This window comes from Nonomuraea mangrovi (assembly GCF_042681425.1).
Taxonomy (GTDB): Bacteria; Actinomycetota; Actinomycetes; order Streptosporangiales; family Streptosporangiaceae; genus Nonomuraea; species Nonomuraea mangrovi.
The window spans coordinates 1-25,901 of the sequence record NZ_JBHUFV010000012.1 but is presented as its reverse complement, the minus strand read 5'-3'; the positions used below and the strand labels follow the sequence as shown (position 1 = coordinate 25,901).

Annotated in this window: 26 protein-coding genes and 4 pseudogenes; 17 read left to right on the top strand and 13 right to left on the bottom strand. The window is 69.2% G+C overall.

Annotated elements, in window-relative coordinates:
* Positions 1-425 precede the first annotated feature (425 nt).
* Positions 426-1,355, top strand: coding sequence for an endonuclease/exonuclease/phosphatase family protein (locus ACFSKW_RS07070; protein ID WP_379570405.1), 930 nt, complete (start codon positions 426-428; stop codon positions 1,353-1,355).
* A 279-nt stretch (positions 1,356-1,634) separates the two neighbouring features.
* Here ACFSKW_RS07070 and ACFSKW_RS07065 read toward each other — a convergent pair whose 3' ends face one another.
* From ACFSKW_RS07065 to ACFSKW_RS07045, 5 genes are all read right to left on the bottom strand, one after another.
* Positions 1,635-2,507 (bottom strand): alpha/beta fold hydrolase, encoded by an 873-nt coding sequence (locus ACFSKW_RS07065; protein WP_379570403.1) that lies wholly within the window; start codon positions 2,505-2,507, stop codon positions 1,635-1,637.
* 462 nt (positions 2,508-2,969) lie between these two features.
* A complete protein-coding gene (locus ACFSKW_RS07060; RefSeq protein ID WP_379570401.1) occupies positions 2,970-3,119 on the bottom strand; it encodes a hypothetical protein in 150 nt (49 codons plus the stop codon).
* Between the two features lie 125 nt (positions 3,120-3,244).
* Positions 3,245-3,652 carry a nuclear transport factor 2 family protein gene (locus ACFSKW_RS07055; RefSeq protein ID WP_379570399.1) on the bottom strand — a complete coding sequence of 136 codons (408 nt, stop codon included), beginning with the start codon at positions 3,650-3,652 and terminating at the stop codon, positions 3,245-3,247.
* 11 nt (positions 3,653-3,663) lie between these two features.
* Positions 3,664-4,134, bottom strand: a complete 471-nt coding sequence (locus tag ACFSKW_RS07050; RefSeq protein WP_379570397.1) for a DUF3237 domain-containing protein — start codon at positions 4,132-4,134, stop codon at positions 3,664-3,666.
* Positions 4,116-5,336 (bottom strand): flavin-dependent oxidoreductase, encoded by a 1,221-nt coding sequence (locus tag ACFSKW_RS07045; protein ID WP_379570395.1) that lies wholly within the window; start codon positions 5,334-5,336, stop codon positions 4,116-4,118. Before ACFSKW_RS07045 ends, ACFSKW_RS07050 begins: the two co-directional genes overlap by 19 nt.
* Before the next feature lie 82 nt (positions 5,337-5,418).
* On the opposite strand from ACFSKW_RS07045, the gene ACFSKW_RS07040 reads away from it, so the two are divergent.
* From ACFSKW_RS07040 to ACFSKW_RS07030, 3 genes are all read left to right on the top strand, one after another.
* Entirely contained in the window at positions 5,419-5,919 is a 501-nt protein-coding gene (locus tag ACFSKW_RS07040) for a MarR family winged helix-turn-helix transcriptional regulator (protein WP_379570393.1), read from the top strand.
* 111 nt (positions 5,920-6,030) lie between these two features.
* A complete protein-coding gene (locus tag ACFSKW_RS07035; RefSeq protein WP_379570391.1) occupies positions 6,031-6,987 on the top strand; it encodes a Rossmann-fold NAD(P)-binding domain-containing protein in 957 nt (318 codons plus the stop codon).
* Between the two features lie 419 nt (positions 6,988-7,406).
* Positions 7,407-7,991, top strand: a complete 585-nt coding sequence (locus ACFSKW_RS07030; protein WP_379570389.1) for a dihydrofolate reductase family protein — start codon at positions 7,407-7,409, stop codon at positions 7,989-7,991.
* 249 nt (positions 7,992-8,240) lie between these two features.
* On the opposite strand, the gene ACFSKW_RS07025 is transcribed toward ACFSKW_RS07030, so the two are convergent.
* Positions 8,241-9,236, bottom strand: a complete 996-nt coding sequence (locus tag ACFSKW_RS07025) for an RNA polymerase subunit sigma-70 (RefSeq protein ID WP_379570388.1) — start codon at positions 9,234-9,236, stop codon at positions 8,241-8,243.
* A 160-nt stretch (positions 9,237-9,396) separates the two neighbouring features.
* Between ACFSKW_RS07025 and ACFSKW_RS07020 the strand changes: the two are divergent.
* A pseudogene (locus ACFSKW_RS07020) lies at positions 9,397-9,645 on the top strand (Tn3 family transposase); the annotation flags it as partial.
* A 143-nt stretch (positions 9,646-9,788) separates the two neighbouring features.
* Here ACFSKW_RS07020 and ACFSKW_RS07015 read toward each other — a convergent pair.
* Positions 9,789-10,382, bottom strand: a complete 594-nt coding sequence (locus tag ACFSKW_RS07015) for a helix-turn-helix domain-containing protein (protein ID WP_379570384.1) — start codon at positions 10,380-10,382, stop codon at positions 9,789-9,791.
* A 92-nt stretch (positions 10,383-10,474) separates the two neighbouring features.
* Here ACFSKW_RS07015 and ACFSKW_RS07010 point away from each other — a divergent pair, with 92 nt between their 5' ends.
* A complete protein-coding gene (locus ACFSKW_RS07010; protein ID WP_379570382.1) occupies positions 10,475-11,410 on the top strand; it encodes an NAD(P)/FAD-dependent oxidoreductase in 936 nt (311 codons plus the stop codon).
* A 257-nt stretch (positions 11,411-11,667) separates the two neighbouring features.
* A complete protein-coding gene (locus ACFSKW_RS07005; RefSeq protein WP_379570380.1) occupies positions 11,668-13,143 on the top strand; it encodes an MFS transporter in 1,476 nt (491 codons plus the stop codon).
* Positions 13,144-13,656: 513 nt separating this feature from the next.
* Here the strand turns inward: ACFSKW_RS07005 and ACFSKW_RS07000 are convergent.
* Positions 13,657-14,376 (bottom strand): TetR/AcrR family transcriptional regulator, encoded by a 720-nt coding sequence (locus ACFSKW_RS07000; protein WP_379570378.1) that lies wholly within the window; start codon positions 14,374-14,376, stop codon positions 13,657-13,659.
* 200 nt (positions 14,377-14,576) lie between these two features.
* Between ACFSKW_RS07000 and ACFSKW_RS06995 the strand changes: the two genes are divergently transcribed.
* From ACFSKW_RS06995 to ACFSKW_RS06975, 5 genes are all read left to right on the top strand, one after another.
* Positions 14,577-15,320 carry a siderophore-interacting protein gene (locus ACFSKW_RS06995; protein ID WP_379570376.1) on the top strand — a complete coding sequence of 248 codons (744 nt, stop codon included), beginning with the start codon at positions 14,577-14,579 and terminating at the stop codon, positions 15,318-15,320.
* A 25-nt stretch (positions 15,321-15,345) separates the two neighbouring features.
* Entirely contained in the window at positions 15,346-15,573 is a 228-nt protein-coding gene (locus ACFSKW_RS06990; RefSeq protein ID WP_379570374.1) for an FAD-dependent monooxygenase, read from the top strand.
* Between the two features lie 52 nt (positions 15,574-15,625).
* Positions 15,626-16,441, top strand: a complete 816-nt coding sequence (locus tag ACFSKW_RS06985; RefSeq protein WP_379570372.1) for an FAD-dependent monooxygenase — start codon at positions 15,626-15,628, stop codon at positions 16,439-16,441.
* Positions 16,441-16,878: a DUF6640 family protein gene (locus ACFSKW_RS06980; protein ID WP_379570370.1), complete on the top strand. Its 438-nt coding sequence runs from the start codon at positions 16,441-16,443 to the stop codon at positions 16,876-16,878. Before ACFSKW_RS06985 ends, ACFSKW_RS06980 begins: the two co-directional genes overlap by 1 nt.
* A gap of 206 nt (positions 16,879-17,084) precedes the next feature.
* Positions 17,085-17,666, top strand: a complete 582-nt coding sequence (locus ACFSKW_RS06975; RefSeq protein WP_379570368.1) for a recombinase family protein — start codon at positions 17,085-17,087, stop codon at positions 17,664-17,666.
* 76 nt (positions 17,667-17,742) lie between these two features.
* On the opposite strand, the gene ACFSKW_RS06970 is transcribed toward ACFSKW_RS06975, so the two are convergent.
* Positions 17,743-18,318 (bottom strand): TetR/AcrR family transcriptional regulator, encoded by a 576-nt coding sequence (locus ACFSKW_RS06970; protein ID WP_379570366.1) that lies wholly within the window; start codon positions 18,316-18,318, stop codon positions 17,743-17,745.
* Between the two features lie 180 nt (positions 18,319-18,498).
* Here ACFSKW_RS06970 and ACFSKW_RS06965 point away from each other — a divergent pair, with 180 nt between their 5' ends.
* The 3 genes and pseudogenes from ACFSKW_RS06965 to ACFSKW_RS06955 all read left to right on the top strand — a co-directional run.
* The gene (locus ACFSKW_RS06965) at positions 18,499-18,861 is read left to right on the top strand and encodes an ester cyclase (RefSeq protein WP_379570364.1); all 363 of its coding nucleotides are present in this window, start codon (positions 18,499-18,501) and stop codon (positions 18,859-18,861) included.
* 550 nt (positions 18,862-19,411) lie between these two features.
* Positions 19,412-20,389: a hypothetical protein gene (locus ACFSKW_RS06960; protein ID WP_379570362.1), complete on the top strand. Its 978-nt coding sequence runs from the start codon at positions 19,412-19,414 to the stop codon at positions 20,387-20,389.
* A gap of 192 nt (positions 20,390-20,581) precedes the next feature.
* Positions 20,582-20,805 (top strand): annotated as a pseudogene (locus ACFSKW_RS06955) (response regulator transcription factor); the annotation flags it as partial.
* Here ACFSKW_RS06955 and ACFSKW_RS06950 read toward each other — a convergent pair.
* Complete coding sequence (locus ACFSKW_RS06950; protein ID WP_379570360.1) at positions 20,802-21,239, bottom strand: hypothetical protein; 438 nt, start codon at positions 21,237-21,239, stop codon at positions 20,802-20,804. The pseudogene ACFSKW_RS06955 and the gene ACFSKW_RS06950 overlap by 4 nt on opposite strands.
* Before the next feature lie 89 nt (positions 21,240-21,328).
* A complete protein-coding gene (locus ACFSKW_RS06945; protein WP_379570358.1) occupies positions 21,329-23,968 on the bottom strand; it encodes a LuxR C-terminal-related transcriptional regulator in 2,640 nt (879 codons plus the stop codon).
* Between the two features lie 87 nt (positions 23,969-24,055).
* On the opposite strand from ACFSKW_RS06945, the gene ACFSKW_RS06940 reads away from it, so the two are divergent.
* Positions 24,056-24,625 carry a DUF4262 domain-containing protein gene (locus tag ACFSKW_RS06940; RefSeq protein ID WP_379570356.1) on the top strand — a complete coding sequence of 190 codons (570 nt, stop codon included), beginning with the start codon at positions 24,056-24,058 and terminating at the stop codon, positions 24,623-24,625.
* A 35-nt stretch (positions 24,626-24,660) separates the two neighbouring features.
* On the opposite strand, the pseudogene ACFSKW_RS06935 reads toward ACFSKW_RS06940, so the two are convergent.
* A pseudogene (locus tag ACFSKW_RS06935) lies at positions 24,661-24,957 on the bottom strand (IMP dehydrogenase); the annotation flags it as partial.
* A 16-nt stretch (positions 24,958-24,973) separates the two neighbouring features.
* On the opposite strand from ACFSKW_RS06935, the gene ACFSKW_RS06930 reads away from it, so the two are divergent.
* Positions 24,974-25,246, top strand: coding sequence for a hypothetical protein (locus ACFSKW_RS06930; protein WP_379570354.1), 273 nt, complete (start codon positions 24,974-24,976; stop codon positions 25,244-25,246).
* Here the strand turns inward: ACFSKW_RS06930 and ACFSKW_RS06925 are convergent.
* Positions 25,230-25,836, bottom strand: a pseudogene (locus ACFSKW_RS06925) (IS5 family transposase); the annotation flags it as partial. The gene ACFSKW_RS06930 and the pseudogene ACFSKW_RS06925 sit on opposite strands and share 17 nt — an antisense overlap.
* Between the last annotated feature and the right edge of the window lie 65 nt (positions 25,837-25,901).

Below are 25,901 nucleotides of genomic sequence, written 5' to 3'. Positions count from 1 at the left end.
ATGCGGTACGGGGCGTCAGGCATCGTCACAGCCCGGCACGTCGGCAGGGGCAATCACGGTCAGGGCGACAGAATGCGGCACGGCGCAGCATCAGACGGCATTGATCAAGGCTACTCATAATCCGTAGGTCGCCGACCCAGGTCGCGTCGTGTGGACATGGGGTTCCTTGGTTCCTCTCGGGCCGCGGCGAGCTGAACGGCCGGGGCGTATCGCTGGAGCACGTACGCGCCCGGCTCCGGCGCAACGTGTCGTGTCAGTGGTACGCGGGCCGGACGGAGACGACTGAACGCCCGGCCGGGAGCCGCTCTCCCGCCGGACACATCGAAGCGCGTGGGTAGCGAATCCGCTGTGGCCTTGCCTCGCCCTGCGGGGACAACTGGCATGATTCCCTCATTCAGTTGATCATCTGGTGTGACGGGGATGGAATGAGAAGACTGTTAGCGATCCTGGCGGCGATCACGCTGTCGGTCTCCGTGGTGTCCACCTCGCCGGCGCAGGCCGCGGTGGCCTCCTTCCGGGTCTGGCACTGGAACGTCGCGGGCAACACGATGCACAAGGGCTCCACGACGGACGGCCTCGTGCCCGCTGTCACCCGCTCGATCCAGGAGAACGGGGCCACCTTCGCCTCGCTCAACGAGCTGTGCCAGCAGCAGTTCGACGCGCTGATCGCGTCGCTGCGCAACGCGAACTGGCCTGCCGACAAGGCGAACTTCGCCCGTTTCGAGGCCACGATCCCCGGCCGGCCTGGCGGGCCCTGCCAGGGCAAGGCCTACGGCATCGGACTGTTCAGCAAGAAGCCGCTGGGTAGCGCCGACCGCTTCACACTCCCCGATGACGGCAACGAGGTGCGCAAGCTCCTGTGCGCGCCGCTGAAAGAGGATCCGCACCTTCGTTTCTGCACCACGCACTCCACGTTCGTGGACGCGTTCCGCCTTCCACAGCTGACGGCGATCTTCGGTCAGCTCGACACCTACCGGGACAACGGGGATCGGGTCATCATCGCGGGCGACTTCAACGCCGCCCCCGACTTCGGCCGCATGAACCGCTTCTACTCGGCCCAGGTGAACACCCCGAACAACGACGGCAACACCGGCCACTACCGTGAGGTCGACGATGCCGATCCGGCCGCCTGTCCCGGGTACGGCGAGACCACCGTCGAGAAAGTCGACGGGGGTGGCCCGTGCCGTACCGGAACGAAGATCGACATGATCTTCACCCACGAGAGCGAGTACGACGCGGCGGCCTCCTCCGGTGACGCCAAGCCGTCACCGCGCACCTGCGGCGGAAAGGTCTGCTCCGACCACAGGATCCTGACCGGGACCGTGGCGCTGATCCCGCTGCGCACGGGGTACTAGAGCTCTGGCCACCTCTCTGCGAGCCCTGTCGTCCACGAAAGCTCGCCGCCCGATGCCTCGGTACGGCGGAGGGCGGCGCCCGGCCGACCGGGTGATGTGGGTTGGTGGGAGCTCGAGCGCGCAGCGCCTGGTCGGGTTCGCGGTGCGATCTGGAGTTCGTGCCGCAGTGCCTGGTCGGGCTCGCGGTGCGATGTTGGAGCTCGTGCTGCGGTGCGATGAGCGTGTCGCCGCTCGCCGTCGCCTGGGTCGGACGGGCGCTACCCGCCTTTGAGACAGGCTCTAGGCGAGGAAGTCGAGGAGGTGACGTGTCGTCTGGTCGGGGGCCTCTTCCGGGAGGAAGTGCCCGGCCGGGATCGGCCCGCCGCGGACCTCGTCGCACCAGGCTCGCCACACCCCCAGTGGCCGGTACCAGGCGGCGACGGGACCGGCATGGCTCCACAGGGCAAGGGTCGGGCAGGTGATCCGTCGCAGTCCGCGGTCGGCTTCGTCGTGCAGGTAGTCGAGCGTGGCCGCCGCGCGGTATGACTCGCAGATGGCGTGGACGGTGTCGAGGTCGCCGAACGGGGCGATGTACGCGGCGCGCAGTTCTTCCGGGAAGGCGTCCGGGACCTCGGACCACGTGTCGAGCATGTGATTGACGATGACGGCGGGCGCGCGGGTGATCAACTGCTCGGGCACCGGCTCCGGCGCGGCGAGGAAGGACCAGACCCAGAATCCGAGGCTGAAGTCCATGTTCGCCCGGCTGAGCGCGTCACCGGTGGGGACGATGTCCAGGACCGCGAGACGCGTGACGGCGTCGGGGTGATCCAGCGCCATCCGGTACGCGCAGCGTGCCCCACGATCGTGCCCGATCACGACAAACCGGTCGAACCCCAGCGCGTTCATGACCTCGACCTGGTCGCGAGCGATCTCGCGCATACTGTACGGCGCGTGGTCGGGCGTGCTGGGTGGTTTGCCGCTGTCGCCGAAGCCCCGAAGGTCGGTGGCGACGACGGTGAAGCGCTCGGCGAGCCGTGGCGCCACCCGGTGCCACATCAGGTGGGTTTCGGGGATGCCGTGCAGCAACAGGAGCGGCGGGCCGCTGCCGCCCCGGCGTCCGTGAATCGCCGTGCCCCGCGTGGAGATGTCGAACTCCTCGAACGCCTCGAACATGAGGCCGACCTCCTTTCCAGGTGCGTCCCTGACGAACCTGCCCGCAGTCGCCACGCGTACCTGTACCTGCGCCCGCTTCCGCTCCAGGCATGGTCGTGGCAACCGGCTGCCAGGACGGCCTGCGCGGCGGCGGCTCGGAGCGTGCGTCAGGGTGGTCGAGCCCTGCGTGCGCCGTCCGTACGGCCAGCGGAGGGTCAGCCGGGTTCCGGCGTCGGTCGTCGTCCGGCAGCCTGGCCTCGCCGATCACCCAGTGGGATGACCACGAACGTTCATCGGAAGTCAGTGGAGCGGCGTCTCGCCAACCGCCGCGAGCAGCAGGATGGGGAACTCCGGATCAGCTTGACCGACGGCGAGCGCAACCCATCGGCCGACGTTCGCTTGCGGGCAGACGAGCATCGTGCCGCTGAGCTGGCAAAGCTCGCCGAGCGGCGCGGGCGCTGGGCCCCCGTTCTCCAGGTAGGGTCATGGATCGATCACACCGGGGTCGCCCCAGCGCGTTGTCAGGGTGGTCACCGGTTCCTGGAGGGCGGCGTCGATCTCCTCCTGGGCGGCCTCGACGCCATCCTCGCTACGGTCGTCCCAGGAGTCCTGGCCGGCCATCACAACGTACACATGGGAGTCCGGCCCGCTGGAGCGATTTCCCTCCCACACGCCCGCCGACGGAACGTCTCCCAGGAAAGGGGGGCCAGGAGGCCGTCCACGACGGTCCAGAGCCGGTGAAGGTTGCGGTCACCCCGTTAGGCGTACTTGTCCCCGACCGCGGCCCGGACGGGGGCGGTGTCATAGATGATCGTCATTGTCGCTATCTGTGGTGGCGTGCCGTCGTCGGGTTGCGGCGCGAAGTCGAAGATGTCGCAACAGTCGAACTCGACGACCGAGCCGTCCCGCAGGGTCCACCCGTAGTGGAAGTAGGCCGCGACGCGGGGCTCGGTGAGGCTGGGCAGCACGTCGTGCACCGTGATGTCGCTGCGCAGGGACGACTCGGCGAGCTTGGCGAAGAAGCCGGTCGTGGGCACGCGCCCGAGGAAGGGTGAGATGACCTCGCCTGCGGGATGGAACAACGTCACGATCTCTCCGGTGTCGCCGGCGTCGAGGGCGCGCAGGTACCGGTGAACGATGTCGACGCGAGCATGGATGGGCGTCACGGGGTCTCCTGTCAGCGCAGTGCGTAGGCGTCGTAGAGGACGGCCGTGTCCGTCCGCATGCCGGAGGCGACGGCGAGGGTGTGGTTGAGCCACAGGTAACCGGGCGCGGCCGTCTCGAACCTGACCGCGAGCCGGAAATAGTAGTCGGCCGGGTCGACGGGCTCTCCGCGTCCGAGCGCTGCGATCACCTCGGGCGGGCCGTGCCGTACCCCCTGGGTCTGGATGCAGACCAGGGCGTCGTCATGCGTGCGCAGGGTGTAGCGCGCATCGATGGTCGCGCTGCCGTCAGGGTGGACCACCTGCCAGTCCGCCCCGCCGGCCAGGACGGTTCCGGTCATGCCGGGGCCATCGAACGATCCGCCCAGGACGTCGATCACGCGCCTGCGCCCCCACGGCGTCTGGCCCATCTCCTTGACCGCCGCCAGCTCGACCCGGAATCGGGCCAGCAGCTCCAGGCCGGGCTCTACCGGTTCGTCGAACATGTGTAGGAAGGGCGCTGGTTGAGAAGTTCGGGATCGAAGCCCGCCTTGCGCTTGTACCCGGCGGCGATCGCCGCGAGTTCGGCCCGGGGGAGGATCCGCTCGATGTCGGTGAAGCCGTCGGGGGCCCGCTCGTGGGCGAGCTTCATGACGATCTCGGGGCCCAGTTCGCGGTTGGCGAGGCAGAGCGCGGTGGTGGGCGGGCGCCGATCGTGTTCGTAGGCCGCGAGGGCCTGGTCGATGTCGTCGGTTCCGGCCAGGTGGAAGGCCAGTACCCGGGCGTCGAGGATGGCCTGGGACGCCCCGTTCGATCCGACGGGGTACATCGCGTGCGCCGCGTCGCCCAGGAGCGTGACCCTGCCGTGGGTCCACCGCGGCAGGGGGTCGCGATCCACCATCGGATACTCGTAGATCGCTGAGGCGCCGGCGATGAGTCCTGGTACGTCCAGCCAGTCGAACCGCCACTCGGCGAAGTGCGACAGGACCTCCTCCGCCGGGACCCGCCTGTTCCAGTCACCCCGATCGGCCGCCTGCCCGGCGACGGGCCTCTCGGCGATCCAGTTGATCAGCGGCGGATCGCCGTCCTTGATGGGATAGGCGACGAACTTCCGCTCTCCGTCGCCAGCCATGATCATCGACCGTCCGGTGAGGAACGGCGCGGCGTGGGTGGTGCCGCGCCACAGGACGAGCCCGTTCCACGGCGGCGGCCCTTCGTCCGGGTAGAGGCGCCCTCGTACGGTCGACCGGATGCCGTCCGCTCCGACGAGCAGGTCGAACGCCAGCGTCGAGCCGTCCGCGAACTCCGCCTCGGACGTGCCGAAGCTGGTCAGCTCGCGTCCGGTGAGCACTCTCACGCCGCTCGCCTCGACCTCGCGCAGCAGCAGCATCTGCAGCTCGCCGCGGTGGATCGAGTACTGCGGCCACCGGTATCCGGCGGCCAGCCCGCGCGGCTCGCTCCAGATCAGGGATCCGAAGCGGTTGTGGTAGGCGAGCTCGGCCGTGGCTCTGGCCCGCTCGTCGAGGTGCCGCGCGAGCCCCAGTTCGGTCAGCTCCCGTACGGCGTGCGGGAGCAGGTTGATGCCCACTCCCAGAGGACGGATCTCGGCGACGGACTCGGCCACGGTGATCTCGGTGAACCCGGCGGCACGCAGGCTCAGCGCTGCCGTGAGGCCACCGATGCCCCCGCCGATGATGAGGATCCGCATGAGCAACTCCCGAAAATTGGTTTGGCCAAAACTATTGTGGGCACAAGTATCGGAAGAGGCAAGAGGTTGGGAGAATCGCCGGATGGAACGGCTGGACGTCTGGTACGAACGCCATGCGCGGGATCTCGTGCCCAAGCTCCCCGTCGACGACGTCGACACCTCGACCTTCGGGCTCGCCTACAACCTTCTGCACCTGTCGTACGTACTCGTGGCGGATCTCGAATCGCGCATCCACCGGCCGAAGGGGTGGACGCTGCCCGGCTTCCGGCTCATGTTCAAGCTCTGGCTGCTGGGGCCGTCGCGGGTGAGCGACCTGGCCGGCTTCTCGGCAATGACGAGGTCGGCGGTGTCCAACGCCGTCAACACCCTCGAGGCGGCGGGGCTGGTCGAGCGGCAGGCCGTACCCGATGATCGCCGTGCGGTGCTGGTCGCGCTCACCGAGGCGGGCAGGCGAGCGGTGAGCGCCGCCTTCGAGGAGCAGAACCGGCGCGAAGGCGAGTGGTTCGCTCCGCTGTCGGGGGAGGAGCGGGAGCAGCTCACCGACCTCATCCGCAAGATCATCGCCAGCCGGCCGGAAGCCTGACGTCCGGCCACGCACACGGGCCCATGCAGGGCGCTGGGCTTCGATGGCGGTGCTTTGCGCTGGGAGTGAAGAGCCGGCCTTCGCTCGGGGCAGGTGCGTCAGGATGGGGACATGCGGACACTTGTTCTAGGTGGTACGAAGTTCCTGTCCAGGGAGATCGCGCGGCAGGCGCGCGAACGCGGGCACGAGGTGGTGTGCGCGGCGCGCGGGGTCGCCGGCGATCCGCCGCCGGATGTCGAGTTCGTCCGGGTCGACCGGAGCGAGGACGGCGGGCTGGCGCCGGTGGAAGGGTCGTTCGACCTCGTCATCGACGTCGCCAGGCAGCCGAGCCAGGTACGGCGGGCCGTCGCGGAGCTCCGGGGTCGTGCCGGCCACTGGACGTTCGTGTCGTCGTGCAGCGTCTACTCCGACACCGGTGAGGCCAACCAGGTCACGCACGAGCCGCTGGCCGCCGATGCCGACGAGTTCGACCCCGAGAACTACGGGCCGGCCAAGGTGGCGTGCGAGCGGATCGTCGGTGGCGGGGCGCTGCTCGTGCGTGCCGGGCTGATCGTGGGCCCGGACGACCAGTCCGACCGGTTCACCTACTGGGTCGACCGGCTGGCGCGCGGCGGGCCCGTGCTGGCCCCTGGGTCGCCCGATGACCTCGTCCAGCTCGTCGACGTGCGCGATCTGGCCGCCTGGACGCTCGACTCGGCGGAGAAGGGGCTCGCCGGGCCGTACGACGCGATCTCCATGCCCTTCGGCAGGGGCAGGCTGCTGGCGGAGATCGCCGAGGGCCTGGGGGTGGAACCGGAGCTGGTCTGGGCCGGTCAGGACTTCCTCGTCGAGCAGAAGGTGGAGCCGTGGATGGGGCCCCGGTCGCTGCCGATGTGGCTGCCGTTGCCGGAGTACGCGGGCTTCATGGCTCGCGACACCTCCGCCGCGCTGGCCGCCGGCCTGCCCGTCCGCCCGGTCGCCGACACGGCCCGCGACACGCTCGCATGGCAGCGCGAGTCCGGCCACACGGTGACCCGCTCGGGCCTCACGGCAGCAGAGGAGGCCGAGCTTCTCCGCATGCTCGGTTGAGGCGGAGACGGGCTTCAGGGCGGCCGCCGTACGCGGTGATCCAGTAGCGGCCCCACGCAAGGTGCTGGGACCCTACTGGCCCTTCAGCAGCAGGCGCAGACAACGCTTAGCTGCGTCGGCGCTGGTAGAGAGGTAGGTACTTGCGGATCTTGCGGTCGCTGGTCGCCGAGCGAGATGCCCAGCGTCGGGAACGCTTGGCGATCTCCAGCGCGGTGAGAGGGCCCGGCGCTGTGAGCTGTGTGACCAGGCGTTCGCGAGGGTGAAATCGAGATCCGGTCGGTGGTGCTCGAGCCCGCCGAGTACGCCGGGTGCTGAGTCAGGAACGCGAGGACTACCTGCGGACGCAGATCGCGCACCGATGAGGTTTCCGCGCCGCGCCCGTCTGTACGTGTGAGATCGACTCACAGGAGGCTGGCAGGATGCGGAAACTGATCTTCGGCATGAACGTGACCCTGGACGGCTACATCGCCGCGACCGGCGACGACCTCGGCTGGAGTGGGGGAGAGGGGCCGGACTCATCGCCGAGCGCCGAGCTGTTCCAGTGGTGGTATGACCAGATGCGGGCGAGCGATCTGTCGCTGTACGGGCGCAAGCTGTGGGAGACGATGAGCTCCCACTGGCCGACCGGCGACCAGCGGCCCAACGCCACCCCGGCGGAGATCGCGTTCGCGCGCCTCTGGCGGGACATGCCGAAGGTGGTGTTCTCATCGACGATCGACAAGGTCGACTGGAACACCCGCCTGGTCACCGGCGACGCGGTCGCCGAGATCGCCCGGCTCAAGGCCGAGGACGGCGGCCCGATGGACATCGGCGGCGCGACGCTCGCCGGGGCGGCCATGCGGGCCGGGCTGATCGACGAGTACGCGCTGGTCACCGTGCCGGTCCTGGTGGGCGGCGGCACGCCGTTCTTCACCGCGCTGGACAGCTGGGTGAACCTGAACCTGGTCGAGACGCGGACATTTCCCGGCGGCGTGATGCTGACCCGATACGAGACGCGGCGATGAGGGAACCTTCTCCCGGCGCTTCCTTGCGTTCCGAGTGAGTTGTTGACCGACTCACTGAAGATGAGGACGACGGCGTCGTTGATCGTGACGATGTTCTTCGGGCATGAAGATGCCCCGCCGGCAACGCCGGCGGGGCGGTGGTGTTCGCGTTGCCGCGTTGGTGTTCAGCTGGTCGGGGTGCTCACTCCGCGGTGACTTCGGTAACGCCGGCCCGTGCGCTGGACTCGTCGACGATGGGGACTTGCCTGATCACAGCGTCGCGGGCAGGCCCAGCCATGGTTTGTCGGTGGCGTCGAATCCGGTGAGCTCGGCGATCGTCCCTTCGACGATGTGCAGGACCGCGATGGTGAACAAACGGTATTCCGGGTCGTCGGGGGTGCGGAGGTACAGCGCGGCGGCAGGCATGCGGTTGACCGTCGTGGCGATGCAGCGCCAGTCGTCGTAGCCGTGCTGGAAGAGCCCACTGGAGACCCAGCCATCCACCGCGTCCTCCGCCGTGACGATCAAGGTGCCCGGGTCGGGCAGCATCGCGAAGCGCAGGTCGTCGCGCAGCAGGGCCATCAGCCCGTCGAGGTCGTTGCGCTCATGGGCGTCGATGTACGACTTCACCACGCCGCGCTCGTCATCCGACAGCTCGTGCGTGGCTTGGCTCCGCCAGTCGAGGCGGCGGTCGGGCAGCTGCTCGCGCATCGTCACGCGCGCCCGCTGCAGTGCGCTGGTCACCGATGCGACCGTCAGCTCGAGGGCGTTGGCGGCCTTCGACGCCGGCCAGCCGAGGACGTCGCGTACGATGAACACCGCCCGCTGCCGCGGCGGCAGGTGCTGGACGGCGACGATGAACGCCAGCTCGATCGTCTCCCGCGCCACCACCGATTCCTGCGGGTCCTCCGGGAGCATCCGGTCCGGGTAGGGCTGCAAGTAGTGCACTTCCGAGCCCTCGGCAGGCACGGGTATGCGATCGTTGCGCTTGTCCAGGAAGTCGAGGCAGGCGTTCGTCGCAATCCGGTACAGCCAGGTCCGCAGCGCAGCGTGGCCCTTGAACGACTCCCGCTTGCTCCACGCCCGCAGGAACGTCTCCTGCGTCATGTCCTGGGCGTCCTCGTAGTTCGCGAGCATCCGGTAGCAGTGCACCTGCAGCTCACGCCGGTAGCGCTCCGTGATGAGCGCGAACCGTGCTGCGTCATTTGAGCGGGCCGCCGCGATGAACGCGGCCTCGTCGTCGCCTAGCATTCTGGCGTCGGTCATGGTCGTCAATCCTTCCGCGGGTGGCGAGGGGACACCAGAACAGACGACGTGGCGGAGGATTTCTGAGCGGTGAAGCCGCTGACACCGGGCCGTTCGTCAGGCCGGATGGGTCGGGTCGGGCACACCCTCGATGTCGAGGTGGGGTCCCCGTAGTACTGGGGAACTCAACACCCTGCTGGCCGACCTGGTCATCTTCCACAACGCCCTGGACCTGATGGACGTGGTGCGCACCCTGGTGGCCGAGGGCTGGCCCATCACCGCCGAAGAGCTCAGCGCGATCTCGCCCTACCTGCGCGCCCACATCCGCCGGTTCGGCGCGTATGCCACCGACGAGATGGGGGTGGGGCCCGAAGTGTTCAACCCTGAGCTGAAAGAGGTCGACTTCACTGTTCTTGACCTCGCCGGCTGAAGCGGTCAGTGGCAGCAGTCGCAGCCGGGGCGGCAGCCACAGGCGTCCAGCTCGGCGCCGGTGACCGGGAGCGCCGCTGCGCAACAGCTGTTTGCCCTTCTCCGCGCATCATCGTCGGGCGCCAGCTCAGCTGGAGCAGGGATTCACCTGTTATCGGCTTTGCGTGGTGCCGCGCGTACGTGGATGCGTTCGCCCTGCGTGCCGAACAGGCTCAGGATCTCCACCGGGCGTCCGTCCGCGGGCCCGAACCAGTGTGGCAGGCGGGTCTCGAACTCGGCGACCTCGCCGGAGCTCATGACGATGTCATGGTCGGCCAGGATCAGGCGCATACGCCCGGACAGCACGTAGAGCCACTCGTAGCCCTCATGCGTGCGCAGTTCGGGTTCGTTCTGCTCGGGCGGGATGATCGCCTTCCACGCCTGCAGGCCGCCGGGCTGCCGGGTGAGCGGGATGAGGATGCGCCCGTTGCGCTTGCGCGGGGTGAGACGGACCCGCGGATCGCCGACCTCGGGCGCACCGATCAGCTCGTCTACGGGCACCCGGAGCGTCTGCGCGATCGGCAGCAGCAGTTCCAGGTTCGGCTTGCGCTGTCCGGCCTCCAGCCGCGACAGGGTGCTCCTGGAGATCCCGGTCGCGGCCGACAACTGCTCCAGCGTGGTGCCGCGCTGGGTGCGTACCTGCCTCAGGCGCGGGCCGATCTGAGCGAGAGCTGAGGCGATGGCTGATGTCTGCTCCATATCGCAAGTCCAGCACCGGTTCTCCGAAACAGCAACTTTGGTTGTCGATACGGCGCAGCCAGGCGCACACTCCGCAGCGGAGGTGATGGGCTATGCAGTCCCAGATTTACGACGTGGTCGTGGTCGGCGCGGGAGCGGCCGGATTGAGCGCGGCCTTGGTGCTGGGCCGGGCGCGCCGACGCATCGCCGTGGTCGACGCCGGCGAGCCGCGCAACGCACCGGCCGCCCGTATGCAGGGGTTCCTGTCCCGGGACGGGATGGCGCCGGATGAGCTGCTGGCCGCAGGGCGCGCCGAGGTCGCCGGCTACGGCGTCGACCTGATCGGCGGGCGCGTGGCGGGGATCGACACCGGCTTCTCCGTCCGCCTGAGCGACGGCCGCGTGCTCAAGGCGCGGCGGATCCTGGTCGCCACCGGGGTCCGCGACGAGTTGCCCGACATCCCCGGTGTGCGTGAGCGCTGGGGCCGGGACCTGCTGCACTGCCCGTACTGCCACGGCTGGGAGGTACGCGACCAGCCCCTGGGCGTCCTGGGCACCCGGCCCGGCTCGGTCGAGCACGCGCTGCTGGTGCGGCAATGGTCCCACGACGTGGTCTACTTCGCGCATACCGGCGCGCTGGCCGACGCCGAGCGCACCCGGCTGGAAGCGGTCGGTATCCCCGTCGTACCGGGCGAGGTCGCGCGGCTGGTCGTGGAGGACGACCGGCTGGCCGGCGTGGAACTTGCCGACGGCCGTGTGGTCGCGCGCAGCGCGGTGTTCATCCGGCCCGGCAACACCCCGCACCCCGGCGACTTGCTGGCCGGCCTGGACTGTGCGGTGGATGCCGCAGGTTTCCCCGTGGTCGACGCCACCGGCCGGACCACGGCTGTCGGCGTCTGGGCAGCCGGTAACGCGGTCGACCCGCGCGCCCAGGTGATCATCTCGGCGGGAGCCGGGTCCGCGGCGGCGATCGCTATCAACGCCGACCTGGTGCACGAGGACGTCGCCGCCGCAAGCCCGGTTTCGTCGGCGGCGATCGAAGGGGCGTGACCCGCACCGTCCCCGGCCACGGCGTGCCCGGCCTCTAGCGCCGACTCCGTGGTCCCGCAGCCCGCCCGCGCCACCTCGGGCCCAGCCTGACCGACCGCGCTACCCACGACCTCAACCGCCTCAACTGTGCGGTTCCGCGACGAACACCCCCACACCTACCGCTTCCACGGCGTCCCGCGAGGCGGGCCGCCCGATGCGCCGCGCCTTGATCCGCGCCTTGATCCCCGCTGTGCCTGCCCTATGAAGGAGTGCTTGCCATGTCTGTTTCCGATGCCGCTCGTACAGCGTCGCGGGGGATGCCGCCCCTGATGTCGTCGTGCGTGATCGTGGTCGTGGCCATGGTCGCCGCGATCAACCTGGCGCTGCCGCAACTGTCCGGCAGCGCCCTGCACCCGGATTCCACCCAATTGCTGTGGATCGTCGACGCCTACATCGTGGTGTTCGGGTGCCTGCTCATCCCCGCCGGAGCATTCGGCGACCGTGTCGGGCGCAAGGGCGTCCTGCTGGCCGGCCTCGGCATCTTCGCCGTCGGCTGCCTGGCCTCGGCCGCAGCGCCGGACGTGATAGTCCTGCTGGTCGCACGCGTGGTGACCGGGCTCGGCGCCGCCCTGGTGATGCCGGCCACCCTCTCGCTGCTGTTGCAGGTCACCCCACCCGAGCGTAAGCCGCACGCGGTCGCCATCTGGACTGGGGCGACCGGCGCCGCCGGTGCCCTGGGCACCGTGGGCGGTGGTCTGGTTCTGCAGTGGCTGCCCTGGCAGGGACTGTTCCTGATCATCAGCTTCCTGGCGTTGGCACTCGCGGCCGTAACAGCCTGGGTCGCGCCGCGCGGCGAGCGGCACCCTGCGAGCCTCGACCTGGCCGGCACGGCGCTGTTGACCGCCGCTGTCCTCGCCCTGCTGATCGGCATCGTCGAAGGCCCGCACCGCGGCTGGAGCTCCGCTCTCGTCCTGGGCTCGTTCGCCGCCGCCGCGCTGCTGTTCGCCGTCCTGATCGCGCACACCCTGCGCACCGAGCACCCGGTGCTGGACCCGCGGATCTTCTCGATCGCCCGCCTGCGCACGGGCACGATCGGCGTGGCGGCGATCTTCCTCGGCCTGTTCGCGCTGTTCTTCGTCAACGCACAGTTCCTCCAGTACGTCATGGGGTACTCCCCGCTGGTCACCGGCCTAGCGATCCTGCCGCTGCCCATCGGCATGATCCTCACCAGCCGCCGCAGCATCGCGCTCGCCCGCCGGACCGGGGAACGCCTCATCGTGACAGGGGGCCTCGCCCTGGTCGCCGCAGGCCTAACGGCACTGTCCTTTGTGACCGCCGCGACCACTTACCCGCTCTATGGCCTGGCGCTACTGTCGGTGTCGGCCGGCATGGGCCTGAGCGTTCCGAGCCTGTCCGCGGGGATCATGGCCTCGCTCCCGCCCGCCCGCGCCGGCATGGGCTCCGGCCTGAACAGCGCCGCCCGCGAGATCGGCTCCGCCCTCGGCGTCGCGATCGTGGGCACCGTCGCCTCCAGCCACTTCGCCAGCGCTCTGCCGGCATCCCTGAAGCAGCACTCGGGCTCGGCCTCTCAGGCATTCGACGCAGCCCACCGGCTCGGGCCGGCAGCCCACGCCCAGGCGGTCGATGCCTTCACCGCAGCCATGGCCGCCGGCTACCAGGTCATCGCCGCAATCGTCGCAGCCGCCGCAATCGTGGTCACCCTCGGACTTCGCCGCGCCCGGCCGCGTCCTTGACCGGCATCCCGGCTGCACGCGGGCTGCCACCGTGAGAACGGCCGCTACCCCATAGGCATCCCTGACGTTCGAAGGCGTCTCCGGCACCGTGAACAGGCTGTCCGGACTGACGGGCGTGTCAGCGTCAGCAGACGCCGGGCAACTCGCCTTCATCGTGGTCGCCGAGGCCGATCCGGAACGCCCGGACTTGAAGGTGCGGCTGATCGGCCGGGACGGATCGATCCTCCACGTGCTGGACCTGGTGGAGGTACGAGCGCGCGGGCTGGAGGGGCCAGGGTTCTGGATCAGCGGCACCGATCGCAGCGGTCGCGCGCAGTTCCAGTTCCTGCTCAACGGAGCCGATCAGTGCGAGGTGTTCAGGTTGAACGTCAGCTCTCCCGACGGCAAGACCCCGACCGAGGGCCTGCGGCCGCTCCGAGCGGCGGTGCTACCCCAGGATGCGTCTTCGGTGGTCGTGGACGAGGACGGCGTCCAAAGCCCCGCAGTTACGTATCTCTCCCGACGGTGTCGGGGTCATGCCGCTGCGTCGTCGTCGATGCCGAGGGCGACCGCCAGGTCGCGCAGGCACTCTCCGAAGACGGGCTCCAGGTCGGTGTAGGCGAAGTCCAGTTGGTGCAGGACTTCCATGCACAGCAGGCCGTACAGCCTGATCCAGCACGACAGGAAGACGTGGGCGGCCTCGGGCGGCAGTCGCTCATCGATGGCGGCGGAGTAGGCGGTCAGCTGCTCACGCAGGGAGACGGGCAGGTCGGCCAGGTCGGGCACCGGGAACGGCCGTGTCCGCCACAGCTCGACCGTCAGGTCGAGCAGGACCTGCTCGAACCGCAGGGCGGCCTGGTGGCGCACCGAGTCCGGCCGCCGGTTCGGCGGTGCGATGGGGCTGGCGAAGATCCAGCCGAACTCGGCGGGATGGGCGATGGCCCAGGCGCGCATGGCCCGGCAGACGGCCAGCAGGCGGTCGCCGATCGGCGCGTCGGCGCAGGCGTCGCGGGCCTGCTCCATGACGGCGGCCAACTCGCGGAAGAAGTCCGCGGTCACCGCGCCGACCAGCTCGTCGTGGCCGGCGTAGTAGTGGTAAAGAGCCGGGCCGCTCATGCCGACCTGCCGGGCGACCGCGTTGATGGTCACCGCGGTCGATCCCTGCTCGACCAGCAGCCTGCGCGCGGCCGCGTGAATCTCCTCCAGGGTGGCCTGGCGCAGCCTTTCCCGCCTGCTGGTGTGTGCGGACATCATCACCCCTCGTGTCGTTCTTTGGCGCCGTTGACATCTTAGGGCATCTATGTTTCCTTAATGGCTCTAAATAATCTAGAGCTTGTAAGGAGCGGGAATGGGACCTGTGTGGTGGATCCTTCTCACGGTGGTGGTGCTGGTTACGGCCGTGTGGTGGCGGATGTCCAGATCCGCCCACCTCCGGCGGCGCAAGGACTCCTGACATGGCCCGTACGATGCGCGACCGCTTGTTCGGCAGGTACGCCATGGAGGCGACCGTCACCGTGGCCGAGCAGGTCAACCCCGCCATGCGCCGGATCCGGCTGGAAACCGGCCAGCCCGTCGCCTTCCCCTACACCCCCGGCCAGCACGTCAGGATCCAGCTGAAGGACCCGCTGTCGGTGTCGGGCATCCTGCGCCCGGCCGAGACGCTGCGCACCTACACGATCTGGGACCTCGATCCCGGTAGAAAGGCGATCGAACTGCGCGTCCACCTGTACGCGGGCGACGGCATCGGACTGAAGTGGGCGCGGGCGGCACGGCCCGGGAATCGGGTGACCTTCTGGTGGCCGCAAGGTGACTTCTTCACCCTCGAGGCCGACTACCACGTGTTCATCGGAGAGGAGACCGCCAGCGCCGCCTTCGGACCGATGATCAGAGCGTTGGGAGCCTCGGCCGAGGTGTACGGCGTCCTGGAGAGCGAGACCCCCGAGCACGACCTGCCCATGCCCGGGACGCCGCCGCTGCGCCGCGTCCACCGCCACGGCGCCCCCGCCGTCGCCTCCCCGGTGCTGCTCGCGGCCGTGGCCGAACTCGACCTGCCGGGCAACGCCGGAGCCGCCTACGTGGCAGGCGAGGCCAGAACCTGCCAGCTGGTGCGCGACTTCCTGGTGCGCGAGCGCAACTGGCCACGGGCCTCGATCAAAACCAAGCCGTTCTGGGCCCCGGGCAAGCGGGGCCTGCACTGACCGTCAAGGAGACCTGAACATTAAAGTGATCATCGTGGGAGGCGGCATCGGCGGGCTCGCCGCAGCCGCCGCCTTCCATCGGCGAGGCTGGCAGGTGGAAGTCCTCGAACGTGCTGCTGAGTTCACCGAGGTGGGCGCGGGACTGACCATCCAGCCCAACGGTCTGCGCGCGCTGGACGCGGTCGGCCTGGGCGAGCCTGCGCGCCGGTGGGCTGGCCGACCCGCCGGCAGGCATCCGCAGCAGGCGCGGTGACTGGCTGGTCCGCAACGACGTCGAGGACCTGAAACGCCGTTTCGGCTCGTGGGTGACCGTGCACAGAGCCGCCCTGGTCGACCTGCTGAGAGCAGCCGTGCCGCCCGAGGCTCTGCGGCCCGGCATCGACGTCCAGCACGTTCAGCCCGACGGCACGGTCCACCACGGCGGCGGCGCCTCCACCGCCGATCTCGTGGTGGGCGCCGACGGCGTGCACAGCGTGACGCGGCGCTCCCTCTGGCCCCATCTTCCCGGGCCGCGCTACGTCGGCTACACCACCTGGCGTCTCATCGCTCCACCTCAGCCCGTCGAGGGAAGCGTGGAAACGTGGGGCAGGGGCGAACGGTTCGGGCACGTGCCGATGCCCGACGGCCGCATCTACTGCTACGTGATGGCCAACGCTCCGGCCGACTCCCACGTCGGCCTGGATGAGCTGCGTGAACGCTTCGCACGCTGGCGCCAGCCCATCCCCGCGCTGCTCGGCTCCGCGCACGAGGAGGCGGTGCTGCAACATGACACCCACGAGCTGCCGATGCTGCCCACGTACGTCTCCGGGAATGTGGCCGTTCTCGGCGACGCGGCCCACGCCATGACCCCCAACCTGGGGCAGGGCGCCTGCCAGGCGCTCGAGGACGCGGTCACGCTCGCGCACGCGGTGGACACCCTCGGCGTATGCGCGGGGCTGGAGGCCTACGACCGCGACCGCAGGCCACGCACCCAGCTGATCGTCCGCCGTTCCCGCCAGGCCGGAGCCGCCGCGCACTGGATCTCCACGCCGATGACCACCCTGCGGGACGCGGTTCTTCCCCTCCTGCCCAACATGCTCTTCGCCCGCTCACTCACCCCCGCCTACACCTGGACGATCTGATGCTTCTCCCACGAATCCTGATCATTGCCGTCGCAGCGATCACGACGGTGGGTGCCGTGCTCGCCGACCTGGCCATCCCCGACCTGGCGGCACAGCACGCATTCAACCCGGCCTGGCCGCCCCACGCCAAGTTCCACGACGCCCAATACATGGTGATGACCGTGCTCCTCGGCCTCGCCGGCCTTGCCCTCGCGCTACGGCCAGGCCGGCACAGGCTGCTGCACGCCGCCGCCATCCTGGCCACCCCGTGGCTCGGCATGATCGGTGCGCTCCTGTTCCCCGGCACCGCCACCTACGACCCGGAGTTCACCGACCGGACTGTCTTCGTCCTCGGACTGCACGGGCAGGTCTTCATGGCGATCGCACTGCTCGTGGCCCTGCTCGTCGCGACAGCGGCGACACTGCGCATGCCTGTAGTCTCCGCCACCCGGTCATGAGCGCCATCACAGCCCTGCCTGATTAAGCCGCTGAACCGCTGAAGCCAAGTCCATGCCCACCGGTCCCGAGCATCTAGAAACATGCCCGTGGAGGCGGAACCCTGCCGCACTGACTTTCTGGATAGAGGATTCTGGACGACATCACACCTGGTCACTAGAGTGTCCAGAAAGGTAGACGTTTCTGGACACCGCCGAAAGGGTGGCTGATGACCGTCTGGGCGTACGCACGAGTCTCGACGCGGGATCAGAACCCGCAGCTCCAGCTCGACGCCCTGGCGGCCAGCGGCTACGACGAACTGGTCATGGAAAAGGAATCCGGCAAGCGCGGTGTCGCGCGACCGGCATGGGAGGCGCTCCTGGCGCTGCCCAAGGCGGGCGACACGCTGAAGTTCTGGAAGTCCGACCGGTGGGGCCGCTCAGCGGGGCACGTGCTGACCACGGTCAACGAGCTGCGCGACCGCGGCATCACCGTGGTGTCGCTGACCGAGAACTTTGATCTGGGTACCAAGGAGGGCCGTTTCATGTTCGCGGTCCTGGCCGCAGCCGCGGAATACGAGCTGGAGCTGCGAGCCGCGCGCCAGGCCGAGGGTATCGCCGCCGCCAAGCGCCGCGAAGCCACCGGTGCCATGCTGCCCGGCAAGAAGAAGACCGGTCGGCCGCGCGTCATCGGCCCCGCCGAGCTGGCCACACTACGCCGCCTGGTCGACGACGGCATCTCGGTCACCGAAGCCGCCCGCACTCTCAAAATCGGCCGCTCCACCGCCTACGCGGCACTCGTCGGACGCTGACCAGCAGCTATCTCACCCGCATCCCGCTGCTGCCCCTTCGGCGCCCTAGCAAGATCGTTCTCATCGATAACGGCTCTCAACCCCGGACTTGGGGCCGTAGTCCGTCGAGGATGATCTGGGCGATGTGTGCGGAGCGTTCGCGGCTGGTGTCCGCGTCGGCGTGTCGGATCGCGGCGAAGGTGCCGGCGACGATTGCCATCACCTCGTCGGCTGTCACGTCGTGGCGTACGACGTCGGCGCGATGGGCGCGATCGAGCAGGCGTGCGACCTGGTGCGTGAGGTCGGCAGCGGCGTCCGGAGCGGCGTTGCGCAGGTCGAACTCGGCGGCCGTGAGGGCGCTCTTCACCGCTGCGTTCTCCGCGCCCGAGGCCATCATCCGGGACAGCAGCGTGAACAGGGCGGCTGGATCGTCGGTACCGGTGAGTGCCTCTCCCTCAGCGACCAACTGCCTGATCTGGTCGATCGCGACGGCGAGGTAAAGCGCTTCCTTTGTGGAGAAGTGCCGGTGGACGGTGCCTGGACCAACACCCGCGCGGCGGGCGATCTCGTCGAGCGAGATGCCGAGGCCTTGTGAGGCGAACAACTGCTGCGCCGTCCGAAGTACCTGCTCACGATTGCGGCGCGCGTCGGCCCGTAGCTCCCGGTCGTTCACGGGAGCCGTCGGCGGCTCGGCTGGAGTGTGTTTAGGCGTTCTACGGGACATCTCACCTCCTAGCTTAACCGGGGCGTCGCCCCGTATGCTGCTCGAATTCAAGCGGGGCGAAGCCCCGTTTGTGAGGTTGCGTCGTTTCACCATGAGGCAGGCCCCACCGAACACGAGGAGGTCCCTTCAGTGACCACACGCGAGGAAGCCAGCGCCCTGGTGCTGCGGATGCAGGAATGCTTCAACACCCGGCAGTTCGACCAGGCCGCCGATCTGTTCACCCCCGACTTCCTTAACCATCCGCTTGGCGCCACCGGGTTCGAAGCGGGCAAGGAGGCCTGGGTCCAGGTCGTTGCCCAGTTCCCGGCCATGCGCGTTGTCGCCGACGACATCTTGATCGACGGAGACAAGGTGGCCATCCGCTCATCCGTTGAGGGGATGGCGGCCCCGGGCAGCGACGTCCGACCCATGCTCATCGAGATCTTCCGCATTGACAACGGCCGACTCGCGGAGACCTGGGGCGTCACCGAGGGTCCGGACCCACGTCACTGAGGCCCCGCAGTAACGCACGCGGCGGCGCTTGGCGGGGTCGGCCGGTCCGCGTCCCTCCTCTCGCTCCTGCTGGGCAAGCAGATCGGCCAACCGCCCGGCGGACGCTCTGTCTCCGGCGTCGGCACGAGCACGGAGCTCATCCACCAGGCCCAGCTCGGCCAGCAGGTTAGCCAGCAGCTCGCTAGACGCTGGCCCATGCCACGACAACGCGTGAGCAGGGGCCGACCCAGCTACCAGGGCGTGAAGACCAGCACTGGGCGCGTCCCACTTCTCTCTGCTGAGATCAGGTACTCGATGTCAGACCCCTACGGAAGAATGCCGTCATGGGTGAATCCCTCGCGACGCAGCTCCTTAGAGCAGATCTCGAGGTTTCCTGCAATCAGTGCGGTTACCCGATGTGGATCAGGTACTCAGAAGTTGCGGCTCAGGCCACCGTCACTTGTCCCCGCTGCTTCATCCAGATTCGACTGGTCGACGACACCGGCAGCGCTCATAACGCAGGCGAGGTCGTCGACCAGGAGATCGCACAAGCTCTGAAAGGCCTCATCCGATGAAGTACCAACAGCAGCTGCAGGTGGCCGTACGCGAACGACTTCGCCGACTCATGAGTGCGCCCTTCACTAGTGCTGGCCACGAGGTACATCTCACGGTCGCCTGGATCACAGGCCAACCGGCTCTCAGAGGCCTGCTGCAGGAAGCGGCTAGAGCCGAATCCAGCCTGGACCGAGAACGTTTCCGCGCAGGTTTGGCCCGCGACGAGCCGTTCGTCTGGACAAGCAGGACCGAGGAAGGACGTGCCACCCTCGTCTGGGAACTGCTACAGGACATCGCGATGGAGGACGAGCGCGATCCTCAGGTGGGGTTCCGGACCGCCATGGACTACAGCAGCAAGTCCAACCTTCAGGACAGTTGGCGGGAGTTCACCGAGGACATCCTGCAGCCGCTATTCGACTTCCTCAGCGAACGCGTCGGCGCAGAGAGCAGCATCCTGCACACCTTGCAGCGCTATCGGACCCGCATCGAGTGGTTCGATCGCGAAGAAGTGCACGCGCGGTACACGGCTGACACCCGCAACGGCGAGGAGATCTACAACCTCGACCTTCAGCGGTTCCTGTTCCTCGAAGGCGATCACATCACGCACGCCAAGCCACGATCAGCCTCAGGCGAAGCGGACCTGATTGGAGACCTCGACGGCGGCGAGCCCTTGATCTGCGACGGAAAGATCTTCGACGGCGATGGGCGAGGCAAGTCCTACCTCATCAAGGGCATGCACCAGATCATCAAATACGCCCACGACTACGGGCAGCACACCGCTTACCTCGTTATCTACAACCTCACCGACAAGCTCCTCGACTTCCCCACCGACGGCACCCCCGACGCCTGGCCGCCGTACGCCGAACTCGTCGGCATCCGGGTGTACTTCATCCACGTCCGGGCCCTACCGCCGACCACCACCGCCAGTAAGGCCGGCAAGGCCACCCGCGTTGTCATCGCCCGCGACGACCTCGCCAACCCCGACAACACCTGAAACCAAAGACGGCTCCCCACAGCGTCACCAGGGCCGCGAACGCCTGCTGGGCCTCGGACAGCTCTCCGAGGCCAGCCTGCTCCTGGCTCCCGGCGAGGCGTTCACCGCCCACTTCTGGGACGTGGAGTCGGGCATGCTCGGCATGGCCTCCCGCGGTGTGGCGGCGGCCGCCGCGGCAGAGGCTTGGGCCTGCGGCGCGAGCCGCTCGGCAAGCTCACACCGCGCGAGCGGGAGGTGCTGGGGCGATGGCCGAGGGCCGGTCGAACGCGGCCATCGCCCAGCGGCTTTACCTGAGCGAGAGCGCCGTGGGCAAGCACACGGCGTCCATCTTCGCCAAACTCGACCTGGCCCCCTCCGACGACGACAACAGGAGAGTGCTGGCCGTGCTGGCCCATCTCAACACGGCGAGGCGCTAGCCGCAGTTGCTGTAGCTGCCACGGCCGCCGTGCGCGGAGGTGGCGTCCTGGCGGGTGTCGAAGGTGTAGCCCGAGTACTTCACGCACTGACCCGCCGCCTTGGCGACGACGGCGGCGTAGTACTTGTAGCTCTTCGTGTCCGTGTACGTGCGCCCGTGCTTAATGCTGAGCGTCGCGTTGGTGGTGGTCGCCGTGCCGGCGAACGCCGTCTTGATGGTGGCGACGCAGTTGGTGCCGCGGCTGCCGTTCCACATCAGCTGGACGTAGCCGAACGTGTCGCCGAACGGCGTCTTCAGCGTCCTGCGACCGTCGGTCGCGTTGGTCCAGCCGCCGTATCCCGCGGTCTCCGCACAGGCGGCTTCGGGGGAGTACGGGGCGGCCGCGGCGGACGCCGGGCTGGCGACGATCACACCGGCAAACAGAGTGGCGGACACAAGAAGAGCCTTGACTGGCTTACGCACGCGTTGTTTCCCTTCGAAAGCACTGATCCGCAGCACCGTAGTAGGCCCATGGGATGACCGCATCAGTCATCCGTGCCGACTGATTGAGTAATCTCCCTGAGTTGACCGCGTGAGGAGACACCTAATTTGGGATAGGCGCGGTAGAGGTGCGAGCCGACCGTGCGGGGGCTGAGACGCAGGCGGGCGGCGATCTCCCTGTTGCTCAGGCCCTGCGCGGCCAGCCGTACGACCTGGGCCTCCTGGGGTGTCAGGTCGAGCACGTCGAGAGGCGGGAGCGCGGGGTCGCCGGTGGCCGCCAGTTCCGCCCGTGCGCGGTCCGCCCACGGGCGGGTGCCCAGCTCGTGGAAGGCGGCCAGCGCGCTCCTGAGCTGCTCGCGCGCCTCCCCCCTGCGCTTCGCCCTGCGCAGCCACTCGCCGTAGGCGAGGTGGGTCCTGGCGTGGTGGTAGAGGTTGCCGTCCTTCTCGTGCTCGCGCAGGGCCTGGACGAAGAGCTCCTCGCCGGAATCGGGCCGGGCGTCGAGCTCCGTGACGAGCATGGCCATGCACCTGTCGGTAACCGCGGACGCCCACGGCCGCGCCGTCACCTCCGCCCATTGGGCGAACCTCTCCAACAGAGGGCCCGCGGCCTCGGCCGCACCTGAACGGACCGAGGCCTCGATGAGGTCAGGCGCGGCGTGGAGCGCGACGACGGGGTGGTCGATCGCGCTCAGGTGGCCGAACGCGGTCTCGTAGCGGTCAAGGGCGAGCTCCAGCACGCCGAGCGCCCAGTGGCCCAGCGAGGCGGTCGTCGCGACGCCGCCGGCGATCGCTTCCTCGGCCAGGCCCCTGCACCGCTTCTCGTCGCCCTCCATGGCCGCCAGCAGCGCGGAGAGCCCTTTTAGATGAGCCACCCTGCGGTCGTGACCCAGCTCGTGGGCCATGCGCAGTCCTTCGGCCGCCTCTCTCGCGGCCTCGGCGTGCTTCCCGACGAAGAGCTTGGCATGCGCGCGCACCTCGAGCGCGTACACGCCTTCCAGCCCCTCGATCTGCCGCTCGGCCAGGACACCATCTCCCATGATCAAGGCGAGGGACGCGGCGGTCAGCCGCTGCGGGGCAGGGCCATCGGCGGCGGCCAGGCCCCGCAGGGACGCCAGACTCGTCGGTGGGCCGCCCGCCAGGAAGTCCGCCAACCCCGCCATCCCGCTGACGAACGGCACGAGCGCGGAGACCTCCGGCAGCCGCAGCGACCTGAGCAGCACGGCCGCCTCCTGCGCCAGCGCCGTGTCGCCGGCGTGCGAGCCGTATCTCACGGCCTGCAGCGCCATGATCGCCGCCTGCTCTGGAGCGCTGTCGACGACGGGCACGGCGCCCTCGATCAGCAGGCGGCCGGCCTCGCCCGGCGATCCCTTCTCGAACAGGGCGACCGCCCGCATCCTCGTCACGTCGGCCAGCATGCTCGGATCGGCGGACAGGCGTGCCACGCCGTCGACGAGAGCCGTCCCCCTGCGCACCTGGCCGAGCGCCGTGGCAGCGAACGCCGCCGCCTTCAACCTGCGCGTCCTGTCGCCGGGGTCCTCGCTCAGTTCGGCGGCCCGCTCGTAGGCGCTCACCGGGTCGGCGGCCTCGCTCGCCGCCGCTTCGAGCTCGGCGGCCACGCTCTCGTCGGGCCCGGTCGCCGCGGCCGCCCTGTGCCAGGTGGCGCGAGACCCTTCGAGCGACTCGGCGAGCGCCAGATGCGCCTCCACCCGCTCGGCCGCCGTGGCCTCCCTCCTGGCGGCCGCCCTGCCCAGCGGGTGGACGAACGCGATCGCCCTTCCCGACAGCCTGATCAGCCCCGCTCGCTCCGCCGGAGCCACCGCGGCGAGGTCCGCGCCGGCCGCGCGCAACACCACGTCGAGGTCACCCGTGCTGTCGCTCGCGGCGACGAGCAGAGCCCTGCGCGCGGGCGAGGCGAGCGCCCTGATCCGCCTGACGAACACGGCCGGCGCCTCCGCGTCCAACTCCATCGGCAGGAAACGGCCCACCCGCTGCTCGGCGGTGAGCGCGTCGGACAGCTCGCGCAGCGCCAGCGGGTTGCCTCCGGCCTCCTCGACGATCAGTTCGCGCACCTGCCGCGCCAGATCACCGAACCTGGCGTCGAGCACCTGGGCAGCCGCCTCGTCGGACAGCGGTCCCAGACGCAACTCGGGCAGCCCCTCCAGCCGCGGCACCGGCCCCCCTCCCAGGCTCGATCCCGGCAACCCCTTCACACCCGATCGGGGCCATCCCTCCAGCCCTGGCCGGGGCGACTCCTCCGGCCGCGGTCGCGGCGACCCCTCGTCCAGTGCCGCGAACACGATCGCGGTGCCTTCCAACCTGCGGGCGGCGAAGGCCAGTGCCCGCGCGGACTGATCGTCGAGCCAGTGCGCGTCGTCGATCAGGCAGACCGTCTTCGCCCGCCTCAGCAACGCGAGCGTGGCGAGACCCGCGCGGAACGGATCGGGCTCGGCCGTCTCGAACAGCCTGCTCGCCTGCTCGCCCTCCATCCTGTTCGCCAGCAGGTGCAGCGCGGCGTACGGCATCGCCGCCTCGTCCTCGTGGCCCGCGACGCGCAGCACGTCCCCTTCGACGCTGTCAAGCAGCGCGGTCTTCCCGATACCCAGCTCGCCTCGCAGGACGAGCGCGCCGCCTGTCGTCAGGAGCTGATCGAGCCTCGCCTTCTCAGCGTCACGTCCGAACAGCATGCGGATCATTATGCGCCCCGTTGACAGGCGGCAACCCGGAGAGTCGAATGCCGAGACGAGCCTCCGTCAGCAGCGTCGACTCGGCCGATGCCGAGCCCGCTCGCGGAGCACCCGAGAGGATCGGATACCTTCACGTCCGTGTCCTCCTGCCCCTGTCTCATCTGCGCCGATGCCACCGATCTTGACGCCATCGACCGTGACAGCGTCGAAAACGTCCGGCGGTACGGCTGGAGCGTCATGATGATCCCAGAGGACGAACACGGCCCCGGCTGGGCCTTCACCATCGGCCTGCGGCATACGCGAGGCACGCCCGATCTGATCATGTGCGGGCTCGACCTGGACCTCATGCACGAATGCCTCAACATCCTCGGCGAGGCCGAGCGCGCCCCCGCCCCCGAGCAGCAGCGTGACGACGTGTTGGAAGGCCATGCCGTCCTCGTCAAGACGGTCGATCCGAGCTGGCACCCGATCCTGCTCGGCTCCGCCTCCAGCTTCTATCAGCATGCTCCGATGGAGGTCCTGCAGGTCGTGTGGCCAGACAAGGACGGCCGGTTCCCCGGCGACGAAGACGTGGCGGAGTGGGCCGGCGAGCTTCAGCCCCTCCTGTGGATCGCCAAGGATCGCCATCTGGCCGGGCCTTGGACCGAACTGGACTGACGCGCCATGGACAAGTTGGGTAAGCAACAGTTCTTGAGTTGACGGGCCGCCAGCACGCCGAGCAGGCCCACCGCGCCGTCACCGACGACGGCGACGGTCTTGCCGGGTCCGGCCTCGGCGGCCACTGCGGCGAACCAGCCGGTCCCGAGCACGTCGGAGGCGGCCAGCAGGGACGGGATCAGGTCCTCATCCGGGGTGGCGGGTGTGGCGACCAGGGTGCCGTCCGCAAGGGGGATGCGGGCGTACTGGGCCTGGGTGCCGATGGCGCCCATGAGCTCGGCGTGCACGCAGCGGGGCTGATAGCCGGCGCCACTGATCCTGGTATTCGCTGACACGGACGGCACGGGGGTGCCGATCGGGCCCGCGCTGGAGCTCGCCAGAGCCCGGCCCGATCTCGTCATCCTCGTCCAGACCAGCGGCGGAGGGCACGTGGGGTCAGGGCGGTCTCGCCGTTGGCAGGCCCTCGCCCCCGACGGGCGTACCGTCGTGCACCGCGCCGCCACCCGTACCGAGGCCGTCGACCAGCTGCTCGCCACTCCCGGCCCGCTCTTCGGCGATCCCGCCGACACCGTCCTCCACGACCTGTGGCTGTTCGGGGTTCGGATCATGTGGCTGAGGTGAGGAGCTTCAACCACATGATCGAGCCACGGAGGTGGAGTCCGGCCTCGTAGCTCTCCGGGGCCTTGTCGTAACGGGTAGCCAGGCCACGCCAGGTCTTGATCTTCTGAAAACAGCGCTCGACAGTGTTGCGCTGCTGGTAGCGATCCTGGATCGAAGCCGATGGGCCGCCCACCGGCTGAACCCTTCTTCTTCCGGTTGGCCTGCTGATCAGTCTTCTCCGGGATGACCGCGGCGATCCGGCGCCGGCGCAGATGGGCACGGTTGGCCTTTGAGGAGTAGGCCTTGTCTGCGGCCACCGCAGTAGGGCGGGTACGCGGCCGACCGACCGGACCGGGGACGCGGATCTTGTTCAGGACGGTGATGAACCGCGGGCAGTCGGCGGCCTGTCCAGGCGTGAGCACGAAGGCCAGCGGCAGCCCGGCGGCGTCGACCGCGGCATGGACTTTGCTGCTTAACCCGCCTCGGGATCGGCCAAGCCCGGCAGCCTTGGCCCGGGCCTTGCGGCGTCGCCGCGTGGCGCCACGATCCTGGCCCGACGATGTGTCCGTGTCATCCGCGCTGGGTGTGACCTGCGGCGCATCACGCGCAGCACCGGGTTGCGTCCACGGAAGTGGTGTACGAGTTTGACCTGCTCACAAGCGTGGCAGCCGTGAAT